This window comes from Pseudomonas sp. B5(2017), from assembly GCF_002112825.1.
GTDB lineage: Bacteria > Pseudomonadota > Gammaproteobacteria > Pseudomonadales > Pseudomonadaceae > Aquipseudomonas > Aquipseudomonas putida_Z.
The window spans coordinates 36,770-53,319 of sequence record NZ_NEIR01000009.1 but is presented as its reverse complement, the minus strand read 5'-3'; the positions used below and the strand labels follow the sequence as shown (position 1 = coordinate 53,319).

General features: G+C 62.5%; 15 protein-coding genes. 10 read left to right on the top strand and 5 right to left on the bottom strand.

What is annotated here, in order from left to right; genetic code table 11:
• Positions 1-13: 13 nt before the first annotated feature.
• Positions 14-316: a hypothetical protein gene (locus CAG00_RS15060; RefSeq protein WP_013973376.1), complete on the bottom strand. Its 303-nt coding sequence runs from the start codon at positions 314-316 to the stop codon at positions 14-16.
• 246 nt (positions 317-562) lie between these two features.
• Between CAG00_RS15060 and CAG00_RS15055 the strand changes: the two genes are divergently transcribed.
• Both CAG00_RS15055 and fusA read left to right on the top strand, forming a co-directional pair.
• Positions 563-988 (top strand): hypothetical protein, encoded by a 426-nt coding sequence (locus CAG00_RS15055; RefSeq protein ID WP_039613107.1) that lies wholly within the window; start codon positions 563-565, stop codon positions 986-988.
• A 73-nt stretch (positions 989-1,061) separates the two neighbouring features.
• Positions 1,062-3,173: an elongation factor G gene (gene fusA, locus CAG00_RS15050; RefSeq protein WP_085664619.1), complete on the top strand. Its 2,112-nt coding sequence runs from the start codon at positions 1,062-1,064 to the stop codon at positions 3,171-3,173.
• A 112-nt stretch (positions 3,174-3,285) separates the two neighbouring features.
• Here the strand turns inward: fusA and CAG00_RS15045 are convergent, their stop codons facing one another.
• Both CAG00_RS15045 and CAG00_RS15040 read right to left on the bottom strand, forming a co-directional pair.
• Positions 3,286-4,728, bottom strand: coding sequence for a SulP family inorganic anion transporter (locus CAG00_RS15045; protein WP_085664618.1), 1,443 nt, complete (start codon positions 4,726-4,728; stop codon positions 3,286-3,288).
• Between the two features lie 84 nt (positions 4,729-4,812).
• A complete protein-coding gene (locus CAG00_RS15040) occupies positions 4,813-6,519 on the bottom strand; it encodes a S8/S53 family peptidase (RefSeq protein ID WP_085664617.1) in 1,707 nt (568 codons plus the stop codon).
• A 155-nt stretch (positions 6,520-6,674) separates the two neighbouring features.
• On the opposite strand from CAG00_RS15040, the gene CAG00_RS15035 reads away from it, so the two are divergent.
• Entirely contained in the window at positions 6,675-7,439 is a 765-nt protein-coding gene (locus tag CAG00_RS15035; RefSeq protein WP_170929302.1) for a secretin N-terminal domain-containing protein, read from the top strand.
• 489 nt (positions 7,440-7,928) lie between these two features.
• Entirely contained in the window at positions 7,929-9,254 is a 1,326-nt protein-coding gene (gene aceA, locus CAG00_RS15030) for an isocitrate lyase (RefSeq protein ID WP_013973380.1), read from the top strand.
• A 246-nt stretch (positions 9,255-9,500) separates the two neighbouring features.
• On the opposite strand, the gene CAG00_RS15025 is transcribed toward aceA, so the two are convergent.
• Together CAG00_RS15025 and CAG00_RS15020 are read right to left on the bottom strand one after the other, a co-directional pair.
• Positions 9,501-9,764 (bottom strand): DUF3077 domain-containing protein, encoded by a 264-nt coding sequence (locus CAG00_RS15025; RefSeq protein ID WP_085664616.1) that lies wholly within the window; start codon positions 9,762-9,764, stop codon positions 9,501-9,503.
• A 156-nt stretch (positions 9,765-9,920) separates the two neighbouring features.
• Positions 9,921-10,163 (bottom strand): hypothetical protein, encoded by a 243-nt coding sequence (locus tag CAG00_RS15020; protein WP_015271051.1) that lies wholly within the window; start codon positions 10,161-10,163, stop codon positions 9,921-9,923.
• Between the two features lie 485 nt (positions 10,164-10,648).
• Here CAG00_RS15020 and CAG00_RS15015 point away from each other — a divergent pair, with 485 nt between their 5' ends.
• From CAG00_RS15015 to nuoF, 6 genes are all read left to right on the top strand, one after another.
• Entirely contained in the window at positions 10,649-11,311 is a 663-nt protein-coding gene (locus CAG00_RS15015; RefSeq protein WP_085664615.1) for a lysoplasmalogenase, read from the top strand.
• Positions 11,312-11,694: 383 nt separating this feature from the next.
• Complete coding sequence (locus tag CAG00_RS15010) at positions 11,695-12,108, top strand: NADH-quinone oxidoreductase subunit A (protein ID WP_003251427.1); 414 nt, start codon at positions 11,695-11,697, stop codon at positions 12,106-12,108.
• Positions 12,109-12,117: 9 nt separating this feature from the next.
• Positions 12,118-12,795 carry an NADH-quinone oxidoreductase subunit B family protein gene (locus CAG00_RS15005; RefSeq protein ID WP_003251429.1) on the top strand — a complete coding sequence of 226 codons (678 nt, stop codon included), beginning with the start codon at positions 12,118-12,120 and terminating at the stop codon, positions 12,793-12,795.
• 78 nt (positions 12,796-12,873) lie between these two features.
• Positions 12,874-14,655, top strand: a complete 1,782-nt coding sequence (gene nuoC / locus CAG00_RS15000) for an NADH-quinone oxidoreductase subunit C/D (protein WP_013973384.1) — start codon at positions 12,874-12,876, stop codon at positions 14,653-14,655.
• A 2-nt stretch (positions 14,656-14,657) separates the two neighbouring features.
• The gene (gene nuoE, locus CAG00_RS14995) at positions 14,658-15,155 is read left to right on the top strand and encodes an NADH-quinone oxidoreductase subunit NuoE (protein ID WP_003251433.1); all 498 of its coding nucleotides are present in this window, start codon (positions 14,658-14,660) and stop codon (positions 15,153-15,155) included.
• On the top strand, positions 15,152-16,516 hold the full coding sequence (gene nuoF / locus CAG00_RS14990; RefSeq protein WP_025339923.1) for an NADH-quinone oxidoreductase subunit NuoF: 1,365 nt from the start codon (positions 15,152-15,154) through the stop codon (positions 16,514-16,516). The genes nuoE and nuoF overlap by 4 nt, the downstream gene beginning before the upstream one ends.
• Positions 16,517-16,550: the final 34 nt, after the last annotated feature.

The following is a 16,550-nucleotide window of genomic DNA, read 5'->3' as shown; positions in this document are numbered from 1 at the left end:
GAGGAACGGGGGCTTAAAGACCCAGTTCCTGCGGGGTGAGCATGTCGGACTCGAAGGCAATCCAGCCGCCTTCGAGTTCGGCGTGGCCGTTGACGATCGGGCCGTAGTAGGTCAGGCCGTTCTCCAGGGTCACGCAGATGTGCGTGGCGTTCTTTTCGGGGGCTGCGAGCGTACCGACGAAATGCACCTTCTTCAGCGTTTCGGTCACCGCTTCCAGGCCAACGCGCATGTTGGGGTTTTCCGAGGCTTCGGCGTCGCCGCCACGGTCTTCGGCGCTGACGGTGATGGTGGCGATGTACGGGTACTTGGTGCTCAAGCGGGTTACCTCTGTGGGTGTGTAGGCGTATGGGCGCGTAGAGTACGGCAGGTGATCTCCATTGTCTCTACTGGCCTCTTCGCGGGTAAACCCGCTCCCACAGGTACTGCGCACGCCTTGGGCAATGTGCGGTCCCTGTGGGGAGCGGGTTTACCCGCGAAGAGGCCGGGCCTGCAAAAGGTGATCTGAATGCCCCGATCTGTTAGGGTGCCCGCCGATGCACGCCACACCACACGAGGATCCCGAGTGAGCGCCGAAGAACCCCTGATCGCCGACCTGTTCGAGGTCGACAAACGCCTGTCCCTCAAGCCCGTGGTGGACTTCAACAGCTACCTGCGCAACGCCTTCGGCGAAGGCCCGTGCCGTTGCCATCGCTGCACCGAAGGTGGCGACCAAGGCACCTACAGCCACGCCCACACCTTCACCTTCGACGGCCGCCAATGGCACCGCCGCTTTGCCAGCACCTCCGGCAGCGACGTCGCCCAGGCCCTGAAAAAGGCCTGGCTGTCGTACACCAAGGCCGATCTCAACCTGATCGGCGCACTGGACCTGGCCACCCTCAAGACCTTCACCGAAGCCGCCCTGCACACGCGCCTGCTGGCCCTGCTGCCTGCCAGCGGCCTGGCCCGCGAAGTGGATGGCCAGTGGCTGCTGCAAGCCCAGGCCGACTGACGGCCCGGCGGTAAAGCAGGATTCTCCCGTTCTGCTACCGTGGGAGAATCCGCTCATCCGCAGGTAGTCCGCCATGGCCCGTACAACGCCCATCGAGCTGTACCGCAATATCGGTATCGTCGCCCACGTGGACGCCGGCAAGACCACGACCACCGAGCGGATCCTGTTCTACACCGGGGTCAACCACAAGATGGGCGAAGTGCACGATGGTGCCGCGACCATGGACTGGATGGCCCAGGAGCAGGAGCGCGGCATCACCATCACCTCGGCGGCGACCACTGCCTTCTGGCAGGGCTCGACCAAGCAGTTCGCTCACAAGTACCGCTTCAACATCATCGACACCCCGGGCCACGTCGACTTCACCATCGAGGTGGAGCGCTCGCTGCGCGTGCTCGATGGCGCGGTAGTGGTGTTCAGCGGCGCGGACGGGGTCGAACCGCAGTCCGAGACCGTATGGCGCCAGGCCAACAAGTACCATGTGCCGCGCCTGGCCTACATCAACAAGATGGACCGCCAGGGCGCCGACTTCCTGCGCGTGGTCAAGCAGATCGACCAGCGCCTGGGCCACCATCCGGTGCCGATCCAGCTGGCCATCGGCAGCGAAGAGAATTTCATCGGCCAGATCGACCTGGTGAAGATGAAGGCCATCTATTGGAACGATGCCGACCAGGGCACCAGCTACCGCGAAGAAGACATCCCTGCCGAGCTGCAGGCGCTCGCCGACGAGTGGCGCGCGCACATGGTCGAGGCAGCGGCCGAGGCCGATGACGAGCTCACCATGAAGTTTCTCGATGGCGAGGAACTGAGTATCGACGAGATCAAGGCCGGCCTGCGCAAACGCACCCTGAACAACGAGATCGTGCCGACAATCCTCGGCTCGTCGTTCAAGAACAAGGGCGTGCCGCTGATGCTCGACGCGGTCATCGACTACCTCCCCGCCCCGTCGGAGATCCCGGCCATCAAGGGCACCGACCCGGATGACGAAGAAAAGCACCTGGAGCGACACGCCGACGACAGCGAGCCGTTCTCGGCCCTGGCATTCAAGATCGCCACCGACCCGTTCGTCGGCACCCTGACCTTCGCCCGGGTCTACTCCGGCGTGCTCAGCTCCGGCAACGCGGTACTCAACTCGGTAAAGGGCAAGAAGGAACGCATCGGCCGCATGGTGCAGATGCATGCCAACCAGCGGGCTGAAATCAAGGATGTGTGCGCCGGCGACATCGCCGCGCTGATCGGCATGAAGGACGTGACCACCGGCGACACCCTGTGCGACATGGACAAGCCGATCATCCTCGAACGCATGGACTTCCCCGACCCGGTAATTTCCGTGGCGGTGGAGCCCAAGACCAAGGCCGACCAGGAAAAAATGGGCATCGCCCTGGGCAAGCTGGCCCAGGAAGACCCGTCATTCCGCGTGCGCACCGACGAGGAGACCGGCCAGACCATTATCTCGGGCATGGGCGAGTTGCACCTGGACATCATCGTCGACCGCATGCGCCGCGAGTTCAACGTCGAGGCCAACATCGGCAAGCCGCAGGTGGCCTACCGCGAGAAAATCCGCAACACCTGCGAGATCGAGGGCCGTTTCGTCCGCCAGTCCGGCGGCCGAGGCCAGTACGGCCACTGCTGGATCCGCTTCGCCCCCGGCGACGAGGGCAAGGAAGGCCTGGAGTTCATCAACGAGATCGTTGGCGGCGTGGTCCCACGCGAATACATCCCGGCTATCCAGAAAGGCATCGAGGAGCAGATGAAGAACGGCGTGCTGGCCGGCTACCCGCTGATCAACCTGAAGGCGGCGGTGTTCGACGGCTCGTACCACGATGTCGACTCGAACGAAATGGCCTACAAGATCGCCGCCTCGATGGCCACCAAGCAGCTGTCGCAGAAAGGTGGGGCGGTGTTGCTGGAACCGGTGATGAAGGTGGAAGTGGTGACCCCGGAGGAATACCAGGGTGACATCCTCGGCGACCTGAGCCGGCGCCGCGGGATGATCCAGGACGGTGACGAAACGCCGGCCGGCAAGGTGATCCGTGCCGAGGTGCCGCTGGGCGAGATGTTCGGCTACGCCACCTCGATGCGCTCCATGACCCAGGGCCGGGCCAGCTTCTCGATGGAGTTCACCCGTTATGCCGAGGCACCGGCGAGCATTGCCGATGCCATCGTCAAGAAGAACCGCGGGGAATAAATCCTTCTCCTGCACCGGCCTCTTCGCGGCTAAAGCCGCTCCCACAGGGAATGCATAACCCCTGTAGGAGCGGCTTTAGCCGCGAAGAGGTCAGAACAGGCAACAACCCTTCTCAGTGCTGCTCCCCAGCCCGCTTCAGCAGCTTCTTGCAGCGCTCGGACAGATGCACCACCCGCAACTGCTTGCCCGCCCTCGCATACCGCTCCCGCAAGGTCTTCAACGCCGCAATCGCGGAATAATCGACAAAGCTCAAATGCTGGCAATCCAGGGTCACCTTGGCCGGGTCGTTAGCCGGGTCGAACTGGTTCAGGAACACCGTAGTCGAGGCAAAGAACAGCGTGCCATGCACCTGGTAATGCTTGCCCTCCTCCGCATCCTCATGGCTGTCGGCATACAGCTCCCGCGCATGCTGCCAGGCAAAGTTCACCGCCGCGATGACGATGCCGAACAGAACCGCCACCGCCAGGTCGGTGAGCACCGTTACCAGGGTCACGGCAATGATCGCCAGCACATCGCTCAGCGGCACCTTGTGCAGCACCCGCAACGACGCCCAGGCAAAGGTCTGCTGCGCCACCACGAACATCACCCCGACCAGCGCCGCCAGCGGAATACGCTCGATCAGCGGCGACAGGAACAGCACGAACAGCAGGACCATCACCCCGGCCACCACACCTGACAGCCGGCCACGGCCATTGGAGCTGAGGTTGATCACCGTCTGGCCGATCATCGCGCAACCACCCATGCCACCGCACAGGCCGGAAACCATGTTGGCCGCGCCCAGCGCCACACACTCGCGGTCCGGGTAGCCACGGCTCTCGGTGATTTCATCGGTCAGGTTGAGCGTGAGCAGGGTTTCCAGCAGGCCGACCATGGCCATCAGCACCGCGTAGGGGGCGATGATCTTCAGGGTCTCGAGGTTCCACGGCACGTCCGGCAGGGCCAGCTGCGGCAGGCCACCGGCGATGCGCGCCATGTCGCCCAGGGTGCGTGTGGGCAGGCCGAGCAGGTACACCAGCAAACCAACGCCAAGGATCGCCACCAGCGCTGGCGGCACCGCACGGGTCAACTTCGGCAGCACGTAGACTACCGCCATGGTCAGCGCCACCAGGCCGATCATCAGGTACAGCGGCGTACCGCCGAGCCAGTGCCCGCCCTCCTTGAAGTGCTCCAGCTGGGCCATGGCAATGACGATCGCCAGGCCGTTGACGAAGCCGAGCATCACCGGGTACGGCACCAACCGCACCAGCTTGCCCAGGCGCAGCAAGCCGAACAGGATCATCACCACGCCACCCAGCAAAACCGTGGCCAGCAGGTACTGCGCACCTTGCTGCACCACCAGCGCAACGATTACCACCGCCATCGAGCCGGCGGCCCCGGAAATCATCCCCGGTCGACCACCGAACAGCGCCGTCAGGGTGCAGATGATGAAGGCGCCATACAGGCCCATCAGCGGGTTGAGGTGAGCCACCAGGGCAAAGGCGATGCACTCGGGCACCAGGGCGAATGAGGTGGTCAGGCCGGCGAGCACGTCGGCGCGAAGTCGGGCGGGTTTCATGGGCATCCTGTGGTGCAGTCCGGATGGACGGATCGAAAACAAGCGGGCGCGATGTTACGGAATTTGTCTGGCAGCGGCCACCGTTCAGCGCACCCGCTCCCGGCTTTGCACGGCTAGGTCCAGAGCGCGTTGCATGTCCAGGCGCGCCGAACGCCCCAGGTCGGGGTGGTTCAATTGGCCGCCACGCTCAGACGGCAGGATCGGCGCCGTCAGGTCCTCGGCGTCCATCGCTTCGAAATCCTGCTCGGCGCCCAGGGTCAAGGCGCTGCGCCGCAACAGCATGCGCACCTGTTCGGGGGTCAGCGCCGGGTTGATCGACAGCATCGTCGCCACGGTTGCGGTCACCAGCGGTGTTGCGTACGACGTGCCACAATGCGCAGTGCCCGCACCCGGGCGAATGCAGGCCGCCGCACTGACATCCACGCGCATGTCGATGTTGGAGCTATGGCGCTTGCGCACATGGCCAGGGTGTTCGACCGCCACTGACTTGTCACTGCGCTGGTGCCCGCCCACCACCAGCAATTGTTCGGTGATGAACGACGATGGCAGGCGATATTCATCGGTACCCGACCAGGACGCACCATTACCCGCCGAGTTGACCACCACCACATCAGGGTGCTCGGCGCGCAGCCACAGGAAGAACTCCTCGAGCAGTTCCTCATAGCCACTCATGGCCAGCCCGGAACGCACCAGCGAATCGACTTCGTCACCTTTGACATCGCGCGCCCCTACCCGATGGATGCCCCAGCTCCAGTTCAACACCCGCACCCCATCCTCGACCAGGTTCACCGATGCAGCGATGTTGGCGGTGATACCGGCATCCGAGTTGCGCTCGACAATCACCTCGAAGCCAGGACTGTGCTTGCCCAGCCTTGGCAGAAAGCCTTCATCCTGGTTCGCCAGGATACCGGCCACATGGCTGCCGTGACTGCCTGGGCGATCACCGTCGCGCGCATACAGGCATGTCTGCGCCTGCTCGCAGCGCCCTCGATAATGGCTGAAGCCTGGCGCGTCGAAGTCCACCTCTCGCTCGATCACCCCGACCCGCACCGGTTGCACCGGCAAGCTGGAAGCGGCAATTCGCCGCTGGTAGTAGTACAGCGCGTCCATGAAGCGGTTGGCGGCCCACTCATCCGCCTGATCGATGGTCAGGGCGTCGCGCCCGCTGCCTTCCTCGCCACGCTCCGGGGCAGACTCCTCGACAATCACTGCGTCCACGCTGACTTCACTGCCCATGCGCAGGATCATCGCGTCGCGCTGCACCAGGTCGCCCACCGGCAAGCGCAACTGGTAGACATTCAGCGGCGGTATGGCACCCACGACCTGGGCGCCGTACTTCCCGGCGATCCGTCGGGCTTCGCCGAGGCCATCATGTTTTTCCTCGATCAAAAGGCTTACCAGGTCCACATAGGTGGTGAGGCCATCCATGTTCTTCGCCACTTCATCAGGCCCGGCGGCCACAACATGGCTGCGCTGGCGGGTCAGCCAAACCGGGTTGCTGGTGCGCTCGCCGTCCTCCAGCCACAGCGGAGCACTGCGCAGGGCTTGTTTGGCAAATTTCAGCGTAAGCCGGTCACCTTGCCGCTCGAAATCGGCTGTCGGCAGCCGCGCACCACCGAGCCAGACCGTCGGCAGCTGCGCCCCGAGCCCCTCGGCGCGCAGGCACCATTGCTGCTGGCCATCGCCAAACAGGTCGCCACAACGCTGCAGCTGTTTGATGCGCAACGAATCAGCTGCAGCCTGGGCACCAAGGCTGCAAAGCCACAACAACAGAATCAGACCACGCTTCATGCCATCAGCCCCACTCACTCCCTGTGAATGCGACTGACGGGAAAGATCAAAGGTTCAGCTATGGCGGACAGCCGTCTCGCCCCAGGTGCTTTCGTAGCCACTTCCCCATCATCGACATGATCCAGACCCGGCAGGAAGTCAGTAAATTTGCCATCATGTCCATTCCACCTGCGGAGATCATGGACATGCCGCTACGCCCCCTATTCGCCGCCTTGCTGCTGGCCGCCAGCCTCACCGCCCAGGCCGCCACCGAGGTATTGCCGCTACAACACCGCAGCAGCGCCGAACTGCTGCCCGCCGCCCAGGCGTTCATTGGCAAGGACGGCACGGTCAGCGCCTTCGAAAACAAGCTGATCGTCAACGCCAGCCCCGAGCGCATCGACGACCTGCGCACCCTGCTGCAACAGCTGGACACCGCACCCAAGCGCCTGCTGATCAGCGTCGACAACAACGACAGCAACTTCCAGGACAACCGTGGCAACGCACGTGTCATCCACTACGGCACCAGCAACCGTGACGGCGGCATGCAGCAGATTCAGGCCAGCGAAGGCCAGCCGGCGCTGATTCAGGTTGGCCAGAGCATCCCGATCACCAGCACCAGCACCGACGGCTACGGGCGCATCCAGAGCAACACCGAATACCGCAACGTGACCCAGGGTTTCTACGTCACGCCCAGCCTGAGCGGCGATACGGTTCGTCTGCAAATAAGCACCAATAATGACCGCATCAGCCAGGAACGTGCTGATGTAGTGAAAGTGCAAAGCACCGACACGACAATCACCGGCAAGCTCGGAGAATGGATCACCCTGGCCGGCTACAACCAGCAGAGCCAAGCCGACCGTAGCGCGTCAAGCCACAGTTACAGCACCCAACGGGGTGAAAACATGACTTTGCGTGTCAAAGTCGACCTTCTCGACTGATCCCAGGCAATTCAAGGCCTCGACCAAAGGCCTTGAAACTGACTGCCAAGTCGCATTAGACCAAAGATGTAGTAAGTGAAAAAAACCACTACAAAACATTTGACAGGGTCTTTTTCCCAAGGGCATGATGGCCTCGCTCCCGCTAATCAGGGGCCCTGGCAAGGGCCTTCGAGGCGCACTCCTCCCACCCCTGGAGGCGTCTCGTGTCTATACGGCCCACAAGGCGGTTCGACGGGATTGCGACTGCAACGAAGAAGTTGTCCCGAGGGACGGAAGCGCATCACCGCAGTACTGGCAATCGCGTAGCACCGCAGCAAGGCAACCACGAGCCAACCTGCCGGAGCACCCTTTCGCCTGGCCTGCACACCCTTCCCCTTCGAGCCTTCGCGTTCGCCGCCGCACTCCTGCGAACAGGACAGCCGCCAGCTCCTGATCTGCTCCGAGCATCAGCACAATTACCCCAAGATCGATGCGACGAGGTTTATTTCCATGGCACTGACACGCGAACAGCAAATTGCAGCCCTCGAGAAAGACTGGGCCGAGAACCCGCGCTGGAAAGGCGTGACCCGTACCTACACCGCCGCTGATGTCGTTCGCCTGCGTGGCTCCCTGCAGCCGGAGCACACCCTGGCCCGCCTGGGTGCAGAAAAACTGTGGAAGCTGGTCACCGAAGGTGCCCACCCGTCCTTCCGCCCAGAAAAAGATTTCGTCAACTGCATGGGCGCCCTGACCGGCGGCCAGGCAGTGCAGCAGGTCAAGGCCGGCATCCAGGCCATCTACCTGTCCGGCTGGCAGGTTGCCGCCGACAACAACTCGGCCGAGTCCATGTACCCTGACCAGTCGCTGTACCCGGTCGACTCGGTACCGACCGTGGTCAAGCGCATCAACAACGCCTTCCGCCGCGCCGACCAGATCCAGTGGAAAGCTGGCAAGAACCCGGGCGACGATGGCTACATCGACTACTTCGCACCGATCGTGGCCGACGCCGAAGCCGGTTTCGGTGGCGTACTGAACGCCTACGAGCTGATGAAGAACATGATCGAAGCAGGCGCCGCCGGCGTGCACTTCGAAGACCAGCTGGCCTCGGTGAAAAAATGCGGCCACATGGGTGGCAAGGTACTGGTACCGACCCAGGAAGCCGTGCAAAAGCTGGTGGCCGCGCGCCTGGCAGCTGACGTATCGGGCGTGCCGACCATCATCCTGGCCCGTACCGACGCCAACGCCGCCGACCTGCTGACCAGCGATTGCGACCCGTACGACCAGCCGTTCGTGATTGGCGAGCGCACCCGTGAAGGCTTCTACAAGGTACGCGCCGGCCTCGACCAGGCCATCGCCCGCGGCCTGGCCTACGCGCCGTACGCCGACCTGATCTGGTGCGAAACCGCCAAGCCGGACCTGGACGAAGCCCGCCGCTTCGCCGAAGCGATCAAGAAGGAGTACCCGGACCAGATTCTGTCGTACAACTGCTCGCCTTCCTTCAACTGGAAGAAGAACCTGGACGACGCGACCATCGCCAAGTTCCAGCGCGAGCTGTCGGCAATGGGCTACAAGCACCAGTTCATCACCCTGGCCGGCATCCACAACATGTGGCACGGCATGTTCAACCTGGCGCACGACTACGCCCGCAACGACATGACCGCCTACGTGAAGCTGCAGGAGCAGGAATTCGCTGACGCCAACAAAGGCTACACCTTCGTGGCGCACCAGCAGGAAGTGGGCACTGGCTACTTCGACGACATGACCACCGTGATCCAGGGTGGCGCATCGTCGGTGACTGCACTGACCGGTTCGACCGAGGAAGAGCAATTCCACTGATAGTGGGTTGCTGTTGAAGAAAGGCCCGAGGCTTGTTGAAGCCCCGGGCCTTTCTTTTTGGTCTGTATCACACCCTTCAAGGACAACAGGTTAGCGCCGAACATGTGGGAGCGGCCTTGCGTCGCGAAAGGGCCGCAAAGCGGCCCCGGCAATCTTGCGATGATGCACAAATCCCGGGGGTGCTTCGCACCCCAATCGCGACGCAAGGCCGCTCCCACAGGAGAAATCGCGCCTGTCGGTAGCACCTCAGTGCTTCATGCCCAGTTCCGCATCATCCATCAGCGCCTTGGCCATCGCGCTCAGATAGTGGGCGGCCCAGATCATCATCGGTTTCTCATCCATCAGGCCGGTGATGGTCAGTTCGCGCACGTAACCCATCAATTCCGAGGACTGCTCGCGGGCGTCGCGACAGGGAATGCCTGGTTCGATGCGGAACAGTGGGTGGGTGCCGTTTTCGCCTTGGTAGAACGTGGTCTTGCCGACAGTGAACTGGGTGGCTTCTGTGGTCATTTTTGAATCCCCTGAAAATTCTCGACTGCCTGGACGGGCCCTTTCGCGGGTAAACCCGCTCCCACTGGGACTGTGCAAGTCTTGAAGACTGTGGTGATCCTGTGGGAGCGGGTTCACCCGCGAAGAGGCCCGCCCAGACAACACATCACTCAAGCCTCAGTGCAAAGTCCGAGGCTCAGCGGGCATCTGCACCTGGATCAATGCCGACTCAAGCAAAGCCCGCAGCGCCTCAAGCTCATGCATCGAGGTCATCATCAGGATCGACGCCGGTGATTTGGGCTGCACCAGCAAGGCCTGATGCACCACGGTCGCCGCGCACAGTGCGTAGTCGGTGGCCTGGATCAGGGTGTCTTCGAGGGAATGGGGGTTGTGGGGTGGATCGGGGACAACTTTCAGCATAGCTATTTACCTTCTATGGCCGGGCACCCGCCTGCTGTCAAACAGAAGGGTGGCAGCTGTACGTGGGTTGACAGACCGGCGGAAATAGCTAAGTTCCGGCGCACGCAAGCGTGCCCGCACGCACAGCCACCATAAGGGCGAGCCGCACACTATTTACCGTCACAGCCTGTCAAAGCTGTATCGTTGATGAGCAACGACATGCCGAGACTAGAGCGCTGCCTGAGCAGCGGCAACGGAAAATGCGCGGCAGGAGTATGTTTGGGAAATGGCCTACATGGAAGGGGACAAATCTGTTTTATGCCGCACTTCGGCAGCACCCGCACCGACCTATTCGCGGGTAAACCCGCTCCCACAGGGCCTGTGCAAGTCTTGAAGACTGTGGTGATCCTGTGGGAGCGGGTTTACCCGCGAAAGGGCCGGTACAGGAGGAAGCAAAACCGGGGATCAGGTCTATGCTTGAGGCAGCACAGCCGCAAGGACCACCCATGCTTCGTCCAAGCCACCTGATGATTCTCGCCCTGGTCGCCGCCGCCCTCTATATATATGCACTGGCCAGCGACAACACCTTGCTCGCCCTGCTGGCCAAACCGCTCCCGGTACTGGCCCTGATCGCCTGGCTGCGCAGTGCTCCCGCCACACCTTATCGCCGCTGGATAACCCTCGGCCTGGCATTCTCGGTACTCGGCGACATCCTGCTGGCCATCCCCGCCGACCTGTTCGTGTTCGGCCTGGCTGCCTTCCTCTGCGCCCACCTGGCCTACCTGCGCGCCTATTGCAGCCAGACCCTGCGCCCAGCCCTGCCCGCACTACTGCTGAGCGCCATCACCGGCATCACTTTGCTCGGCGTGCTGGCCAGCCACGGCCTCGGCCCGCTACTGATCCCGGTCGTGCTCTATGCCTTGGCCATCAGCGCCATGCTCTGGCGCGCCCTGGCCTGTGGCGGGCTCGCCGCGCTCGGCGCCTGCCTGTTCGTGCTCTCCGACAGCCTGATCGGTATCGACCGCTTCGTCAGCCCGTTCGCCGCCGCCCCGTACCTGATCATCCTCACCTACTGGCTCGGCCAGTGGGCAATCGCTTCATCAGCCAGCCATCGCTCAATCGATAAAGTATTGACCCAGAGCGGGGCAAGCAGCGTCGGAAGCTGCTAGAACAGGCGTTTTTCGCATTTGCAAGTAGGGGGAATCGCCAGATGAACTTTACAAGACGCAGAACAGGGAAATTATCAGGCATCAGGTCAAATGATATCAATTATCATTACGAAACTTGCAATTCGTTACCCGTCGCAAGAAACATAATTAACAAAACCGCACGCAATGCCCGAATCTCAAGGCTTTCAGCCAGTTACAAGCGGCTTTTGTACTTAATCCTACGAATAAATTTGCGACAGAAATTTTACTTGCACGGGGTTTACCCATAAAATCAGCGCGATTGATTCAGCTGCGACATTTGGTCACTGCATGTGCGACACCAAGTCGCCGCTCTACACTTATTTCAGACTGCAGAGCTGGGTCTCTGTATAAGGATCTCTAGCATGTCCGATTCGGCAGGACTCATCGCCCACAACTGGGGCTTTGCCATCTTCCTCCTGGGTGTCGTCGGCCTGTGCGCCTTCATGCTCGGCCTGTCCAGCCTGCTCGGTAGCAAGGCCTGGGGCCGCGCCAAGAACGAACCCTTCGAATCCGGCATGCTGCCCGTCGGCAGCGCCCGCCTGCGCCTGTCCGCCAAATTCTATCTGGTCGCGATGCTGTTCGTGATCTTCGATATCGAAGCCCTCTTTCTCTTTGCATGGTCTGTGTCCGTCCGCGAAAGCGGCTGGACCGGATTCGTCGAAGCACTCGTTTTCATAGCAATTCTGTTGGCTGGTCTTGTCTACCTATGGCGCGTCGGGGCACTTGATTGGGCTCCCGAAGGTCGCCGCAAGCGGCAAGCGAAGCTGAAACAATGAGGCTTTGGCATGCAATACAATCTCACCAGAATCGATCCGGATGCGCCCAACGAGCAGTACCCGGTCGGTGAACGGGAAACCGTCACCGATCAACTGCTGGAGGACCAGGTCCACAAGAACATCTTCATGGGCAAGCTTGAAGATGTGCTGCGTGGCGCGGTCAACTGGGGTCGCAAGAACTCCCTCTGGCCGTACAACTTCGGCCTGTCCTGCTGCTACGTGGAAATGACCACGGCCTTCACGGCACCCCACGACATCGCCCGCTTCGGCGCCGAAGTCATCCGGGCATCGCCGCGTCAGGCCGACTTCATGGTCATCGCCGGTACCTGCTTCGTCAAGATGGCGCCGATCATCCAGCGCCTGTACGAGCAGATGCTCGAGCCGAAATGGGTCATCTCCATGGGTTCGTGCGCCAACTCCGGCGGCATGTACGACATCTACTCGGTCGTTCAGGGGGTCGACAAGTTCCTCCCCGTGGACGTCTATGTGCCTGGCTGCCCGCCACGCCCTGAGGCTTTCCTGCAAGGCTTGATGCTGCTGCAGGAGTCGATCGGCCAAGAACGACGCCCGCTTTCCTGGGTTGTTGGTGATCAAGGTATTTACCGTGCCGAGATGCCAGCCCAGAAAGACCTGCGTCGTGAGCAGCGCATTGCAGTAACCAACCTGCGCAGCCCCGACGAAGTCTGATCCAGCGACCTGCCGCCCGCTCCCCTGGAGCCGGCGGCCTGGCTTCATTCTTAACGTTGACCCAAAGCGACCGAGACCATGACAGCGGACAACGCTATTTTCATTCCGCCCTACAAGGCTGACGACCAGGATGTGGTCGTCGAACTGCACAACCGTTTTGGCGCCGAAGCATTCGTCGCCCAGGAAACCCGCACCGGCATGCCCGTGCTGTGGGTCAAGCGCGAGCAGCTCAAGGAAGTGCTCAGCTTCCTGCGCGGCGTGGCCAAACCGTACAGCATGCTGTACGACCTGCACGGCGTCGACGAGCGCCTGCGCACCCAGCGCCGCGGCCTGCCAGCTGCCGACTTCAGCGTGTTCTACCACCTGCTGTCGATCGAGCGTAACAGCGATGTGATGATCAAGGTGTCGCTCAGCGAAGGCGACCTGAACCTGCCGACCGTGACCGGTATCTGGCCGAACGCCAACTGGTACGAGCGCGAAGTCTGGGACATGTTCGGCATCGACTTTGCCGGCCACCCGCACCTCAGCCGCATCATGATGCCGCCCACCTGGGAAGGCCACCCGCTGCGCAAGGACTACCCGGCCCGCGCCACCGAGTTCGATCCCTACAGCCTGACCCTGGCCAAGCAGCAGCTTGAAGAGGAATCGGCACGCTTCAACCCGGAAGCCTGGGGCATGAAGCGCCAGGGCGCCAACGAGGACTACATGTTCCTCAACCTCGGCCCCAACCACCCTTCCGCGCACGGTGCGTTCCGTATCGTCCTGCAGCTGGACGGTGAAGAGATCGTCGACTGCGTACCGGACATCGGCTACCACCACCGTGGCGCCGAGAAAATGGCCGAGCGCCAGTCCTGGCACAGCTTCATCCCCTACACCGACCGTATCGACTACCTCGGCGGGGTAATGAACAACCTGCCGTACGTGCTCGCGGTCGAAAAGCTGGCCGGCATCAAGGTGCCACAGAAGGTCGACACCATCCGCGTGATGCTGGCCGAGTTCTTCCGTATCACCAGCCACCTGCTGTTCCTGGGTACCTACATCCAGGACGTCGGCGCCATGACCCCGGTGTTCTTCACCTTCACCGACCGCCAGCGCGCGTACACCGTGATCGAAGCGATCACCGGTTTCCGCCTGCACCCGGCCTGGTACCGCATCGGTGGCGTCGCCCACGACCTGCCGCGCGGCTGGGACAAGCTGGTCAAGGACTTCGTCGAATGGCTGCCCAAGCGCCTCGACGAGTACGAAAAGGCTGCCCTGCAGAACAGCATCCTCAAGGGCCGTACCATCGGCGTTGCCGCGTACAACACCAAGGAAGCCCTGGCCTGGGGTACCACCGGTGCCGGCCTGCGTGCCACCGGTTGCGACTTCGACCTGCGTAAAGCCCGCCCCTACTCCGGCTACGAGAACTTCGAGTTCGAAGTACCGCTGGCCCACAACGGCGATGCCTACGATCGCTGCATGGTCCGTGTCGAGGAGATGCGCCAGAGTATCCGCATCATCGACCAGTGCCTGCGCAACATGCCGGAAGGCCCGTACAAGGCGGATCACCCGCTGACCACGCCGCCGCCGAAAGAGCGCACCCTGCAGCACATCGAAACCCTGATCACGCACTTCCTGCAAGTCTCGTGGGGCCCGGTCATGCCGGCCAACGAGTCGTTCCAGATGATCGAGGCGACCAAGGGCATCAACAGTTACTACCTGACGAGCGATGGCGGCACCATGAGCTACCGCACCCGGATCCGTACCCCGAGCTACCCGCACCTGCAGCAGATCCCCTCGGTGATCAAAGGCAGCATGGTCGCCGACCTCATTGCGTACCTGGGCAGTATCGACTTCGTTATGGCTGACGTGGACCGCTAAGCATGAACAGCACGCTTATCCAGACAGACCGTTTCGCCCTGAGCGAAACCGAGCGCTCGGCCATCGAGCACGAAATGCATCACTACGAGGACCCGCGCGCGGCGTCCATCGAAGCCCTGAAGATCGTCCAGAAGGAACGTGGCTGGGTGCCGGACGGCGCCATCCACGCCATCGGCGAAGTACTGGGCATCCCGGCCAGCGACGTCGAAGGTGTCGCCACCTTCTACAGCCAGATCTTCCGTCAGCCGGTCGGCCGCCACATCATCCGCGTGTGCGACAGCATGGTCTGCTACATCGGCGGCCATGAATCCGTGGTCAGCCAGATTCAAAGCGAACTGGGCATCGGCCTGGGCCAGACCACCGCCGACGGGCGCTTCACCCTGCTGCCGGTATGCTGCCTGGGCAACTGCGACAAGGCCCCGGCGCTGATGATCGACGACGACACCTTCGGTGACGTGCAGCCGGCTGGCGTTTCCAAACTGCTGGAGGGTTACGTATGACCATTACTTCCTTCGGCCCGGCCAACCGCATCGCGCGCACGGCCGAAACCCATCCGCTGACCTGGCGCCTGCGTGACGACGGCGAGCCGGTCTGGCTTGCCGAGTACGAATCGAAGAACGGCTACGCTGCCGCCCGCAAGGCGCTGGCGCAGATGTCGGCCGACGACATCGTGCAAAGCGTCAAGGACTCCGGCCTCAAGGGCCGCGGTGGTGCGGGCTTCCCCACTGGCGTGAAGTGGGGCCTGATGCCCAAAGACGAATCCATGAACATCCGCTACCTGCTGTGCAACGCGGACGAAATGGAGCCGAACACCTGGAAGGACCGCATGCTGATGGAGCAACAGCCCCATCTGCTGGTCGAGGGCATGCTGATCAGCGCCCGCGCCCTGAAGGCCTACCGTGGCTACATCTTCCTGCGTGGCGAATACACCACCGCAGCGAAAAACCTCAACCGCGCCATCGAGGAAGCCAAGGCCGCCGGCCTGCTGGGCAAGAACATCCTCGGCAGCGGTTTCGATTTCGAGCTGTTCGTGCACACCGGTGCCGGCCGCTACATCTGTGGTGAAGAAACCGCACTGATCAACTCGCTGGAAGGCCGCCGCGCCAACCCGCGCTCCAAGCCGCCCTTCCCTGCCGCCGTTGGCGTGTGGGGCAAGCCGACTTGCGTGAACAACGTCGAAACCCTGTGCAACGTCCCGGCCATCGTCGCCAACGGCAACGACTGGTACAAGTCGCTGGCCCGCGAAGGCAGCGAAGACCACGGCACCAAGCTGATGGGCTTCTCCGGCAAGGTGAAGAACCCGGGCCTGTGGGAACTGCCGTTCGGCGTCACCGCCCGCGAACTGTTCGAAGACTATGCCGGCGGCATGCGCGACGGCTTCAAGCTCAAGTGCTGGCAGCCAGGCGGCGCCGGTACCGGCTTCCTGCTGCCCGAGCACCTCGACGCGCAGATGTACGCCGGCGGCATCGCCAAGGTCGGCACCCGTATGGGTACCGGTCTGGCCATGGCGGTGGACGACAGCATCAACATGGTTTCGCTGCTGCGCAACATGGAAGAGTTCTTCGCCCGCGAGTCGTGCGGCTGGTGCACTCCATGCCGTGACGGCCTGCCGTGGAGCGTGAAGATGCTGCGCGCACTGGAAAAAGGCCAGGGCCGCGCCGAAGACATCGAGACGCTGCTGGGCCTGGTCAACTTCCTCGGCCCTGGCCGTACCTTCTGTGCTCACGCACCAGGTGCCGTCGAGCCGCTGGGCAGTGCCATCAAATACTTCCGCTCGGAATTCGAGGCAGGTGTCGCTCCAGCTGGTGCTGGCGATGCGCTGCGTCCGAACCTGGCGAAGCCGATCGTGGTCGGCGCATAACAAGATGATTGAGGCGGGTGGTCCGTGCCACTCG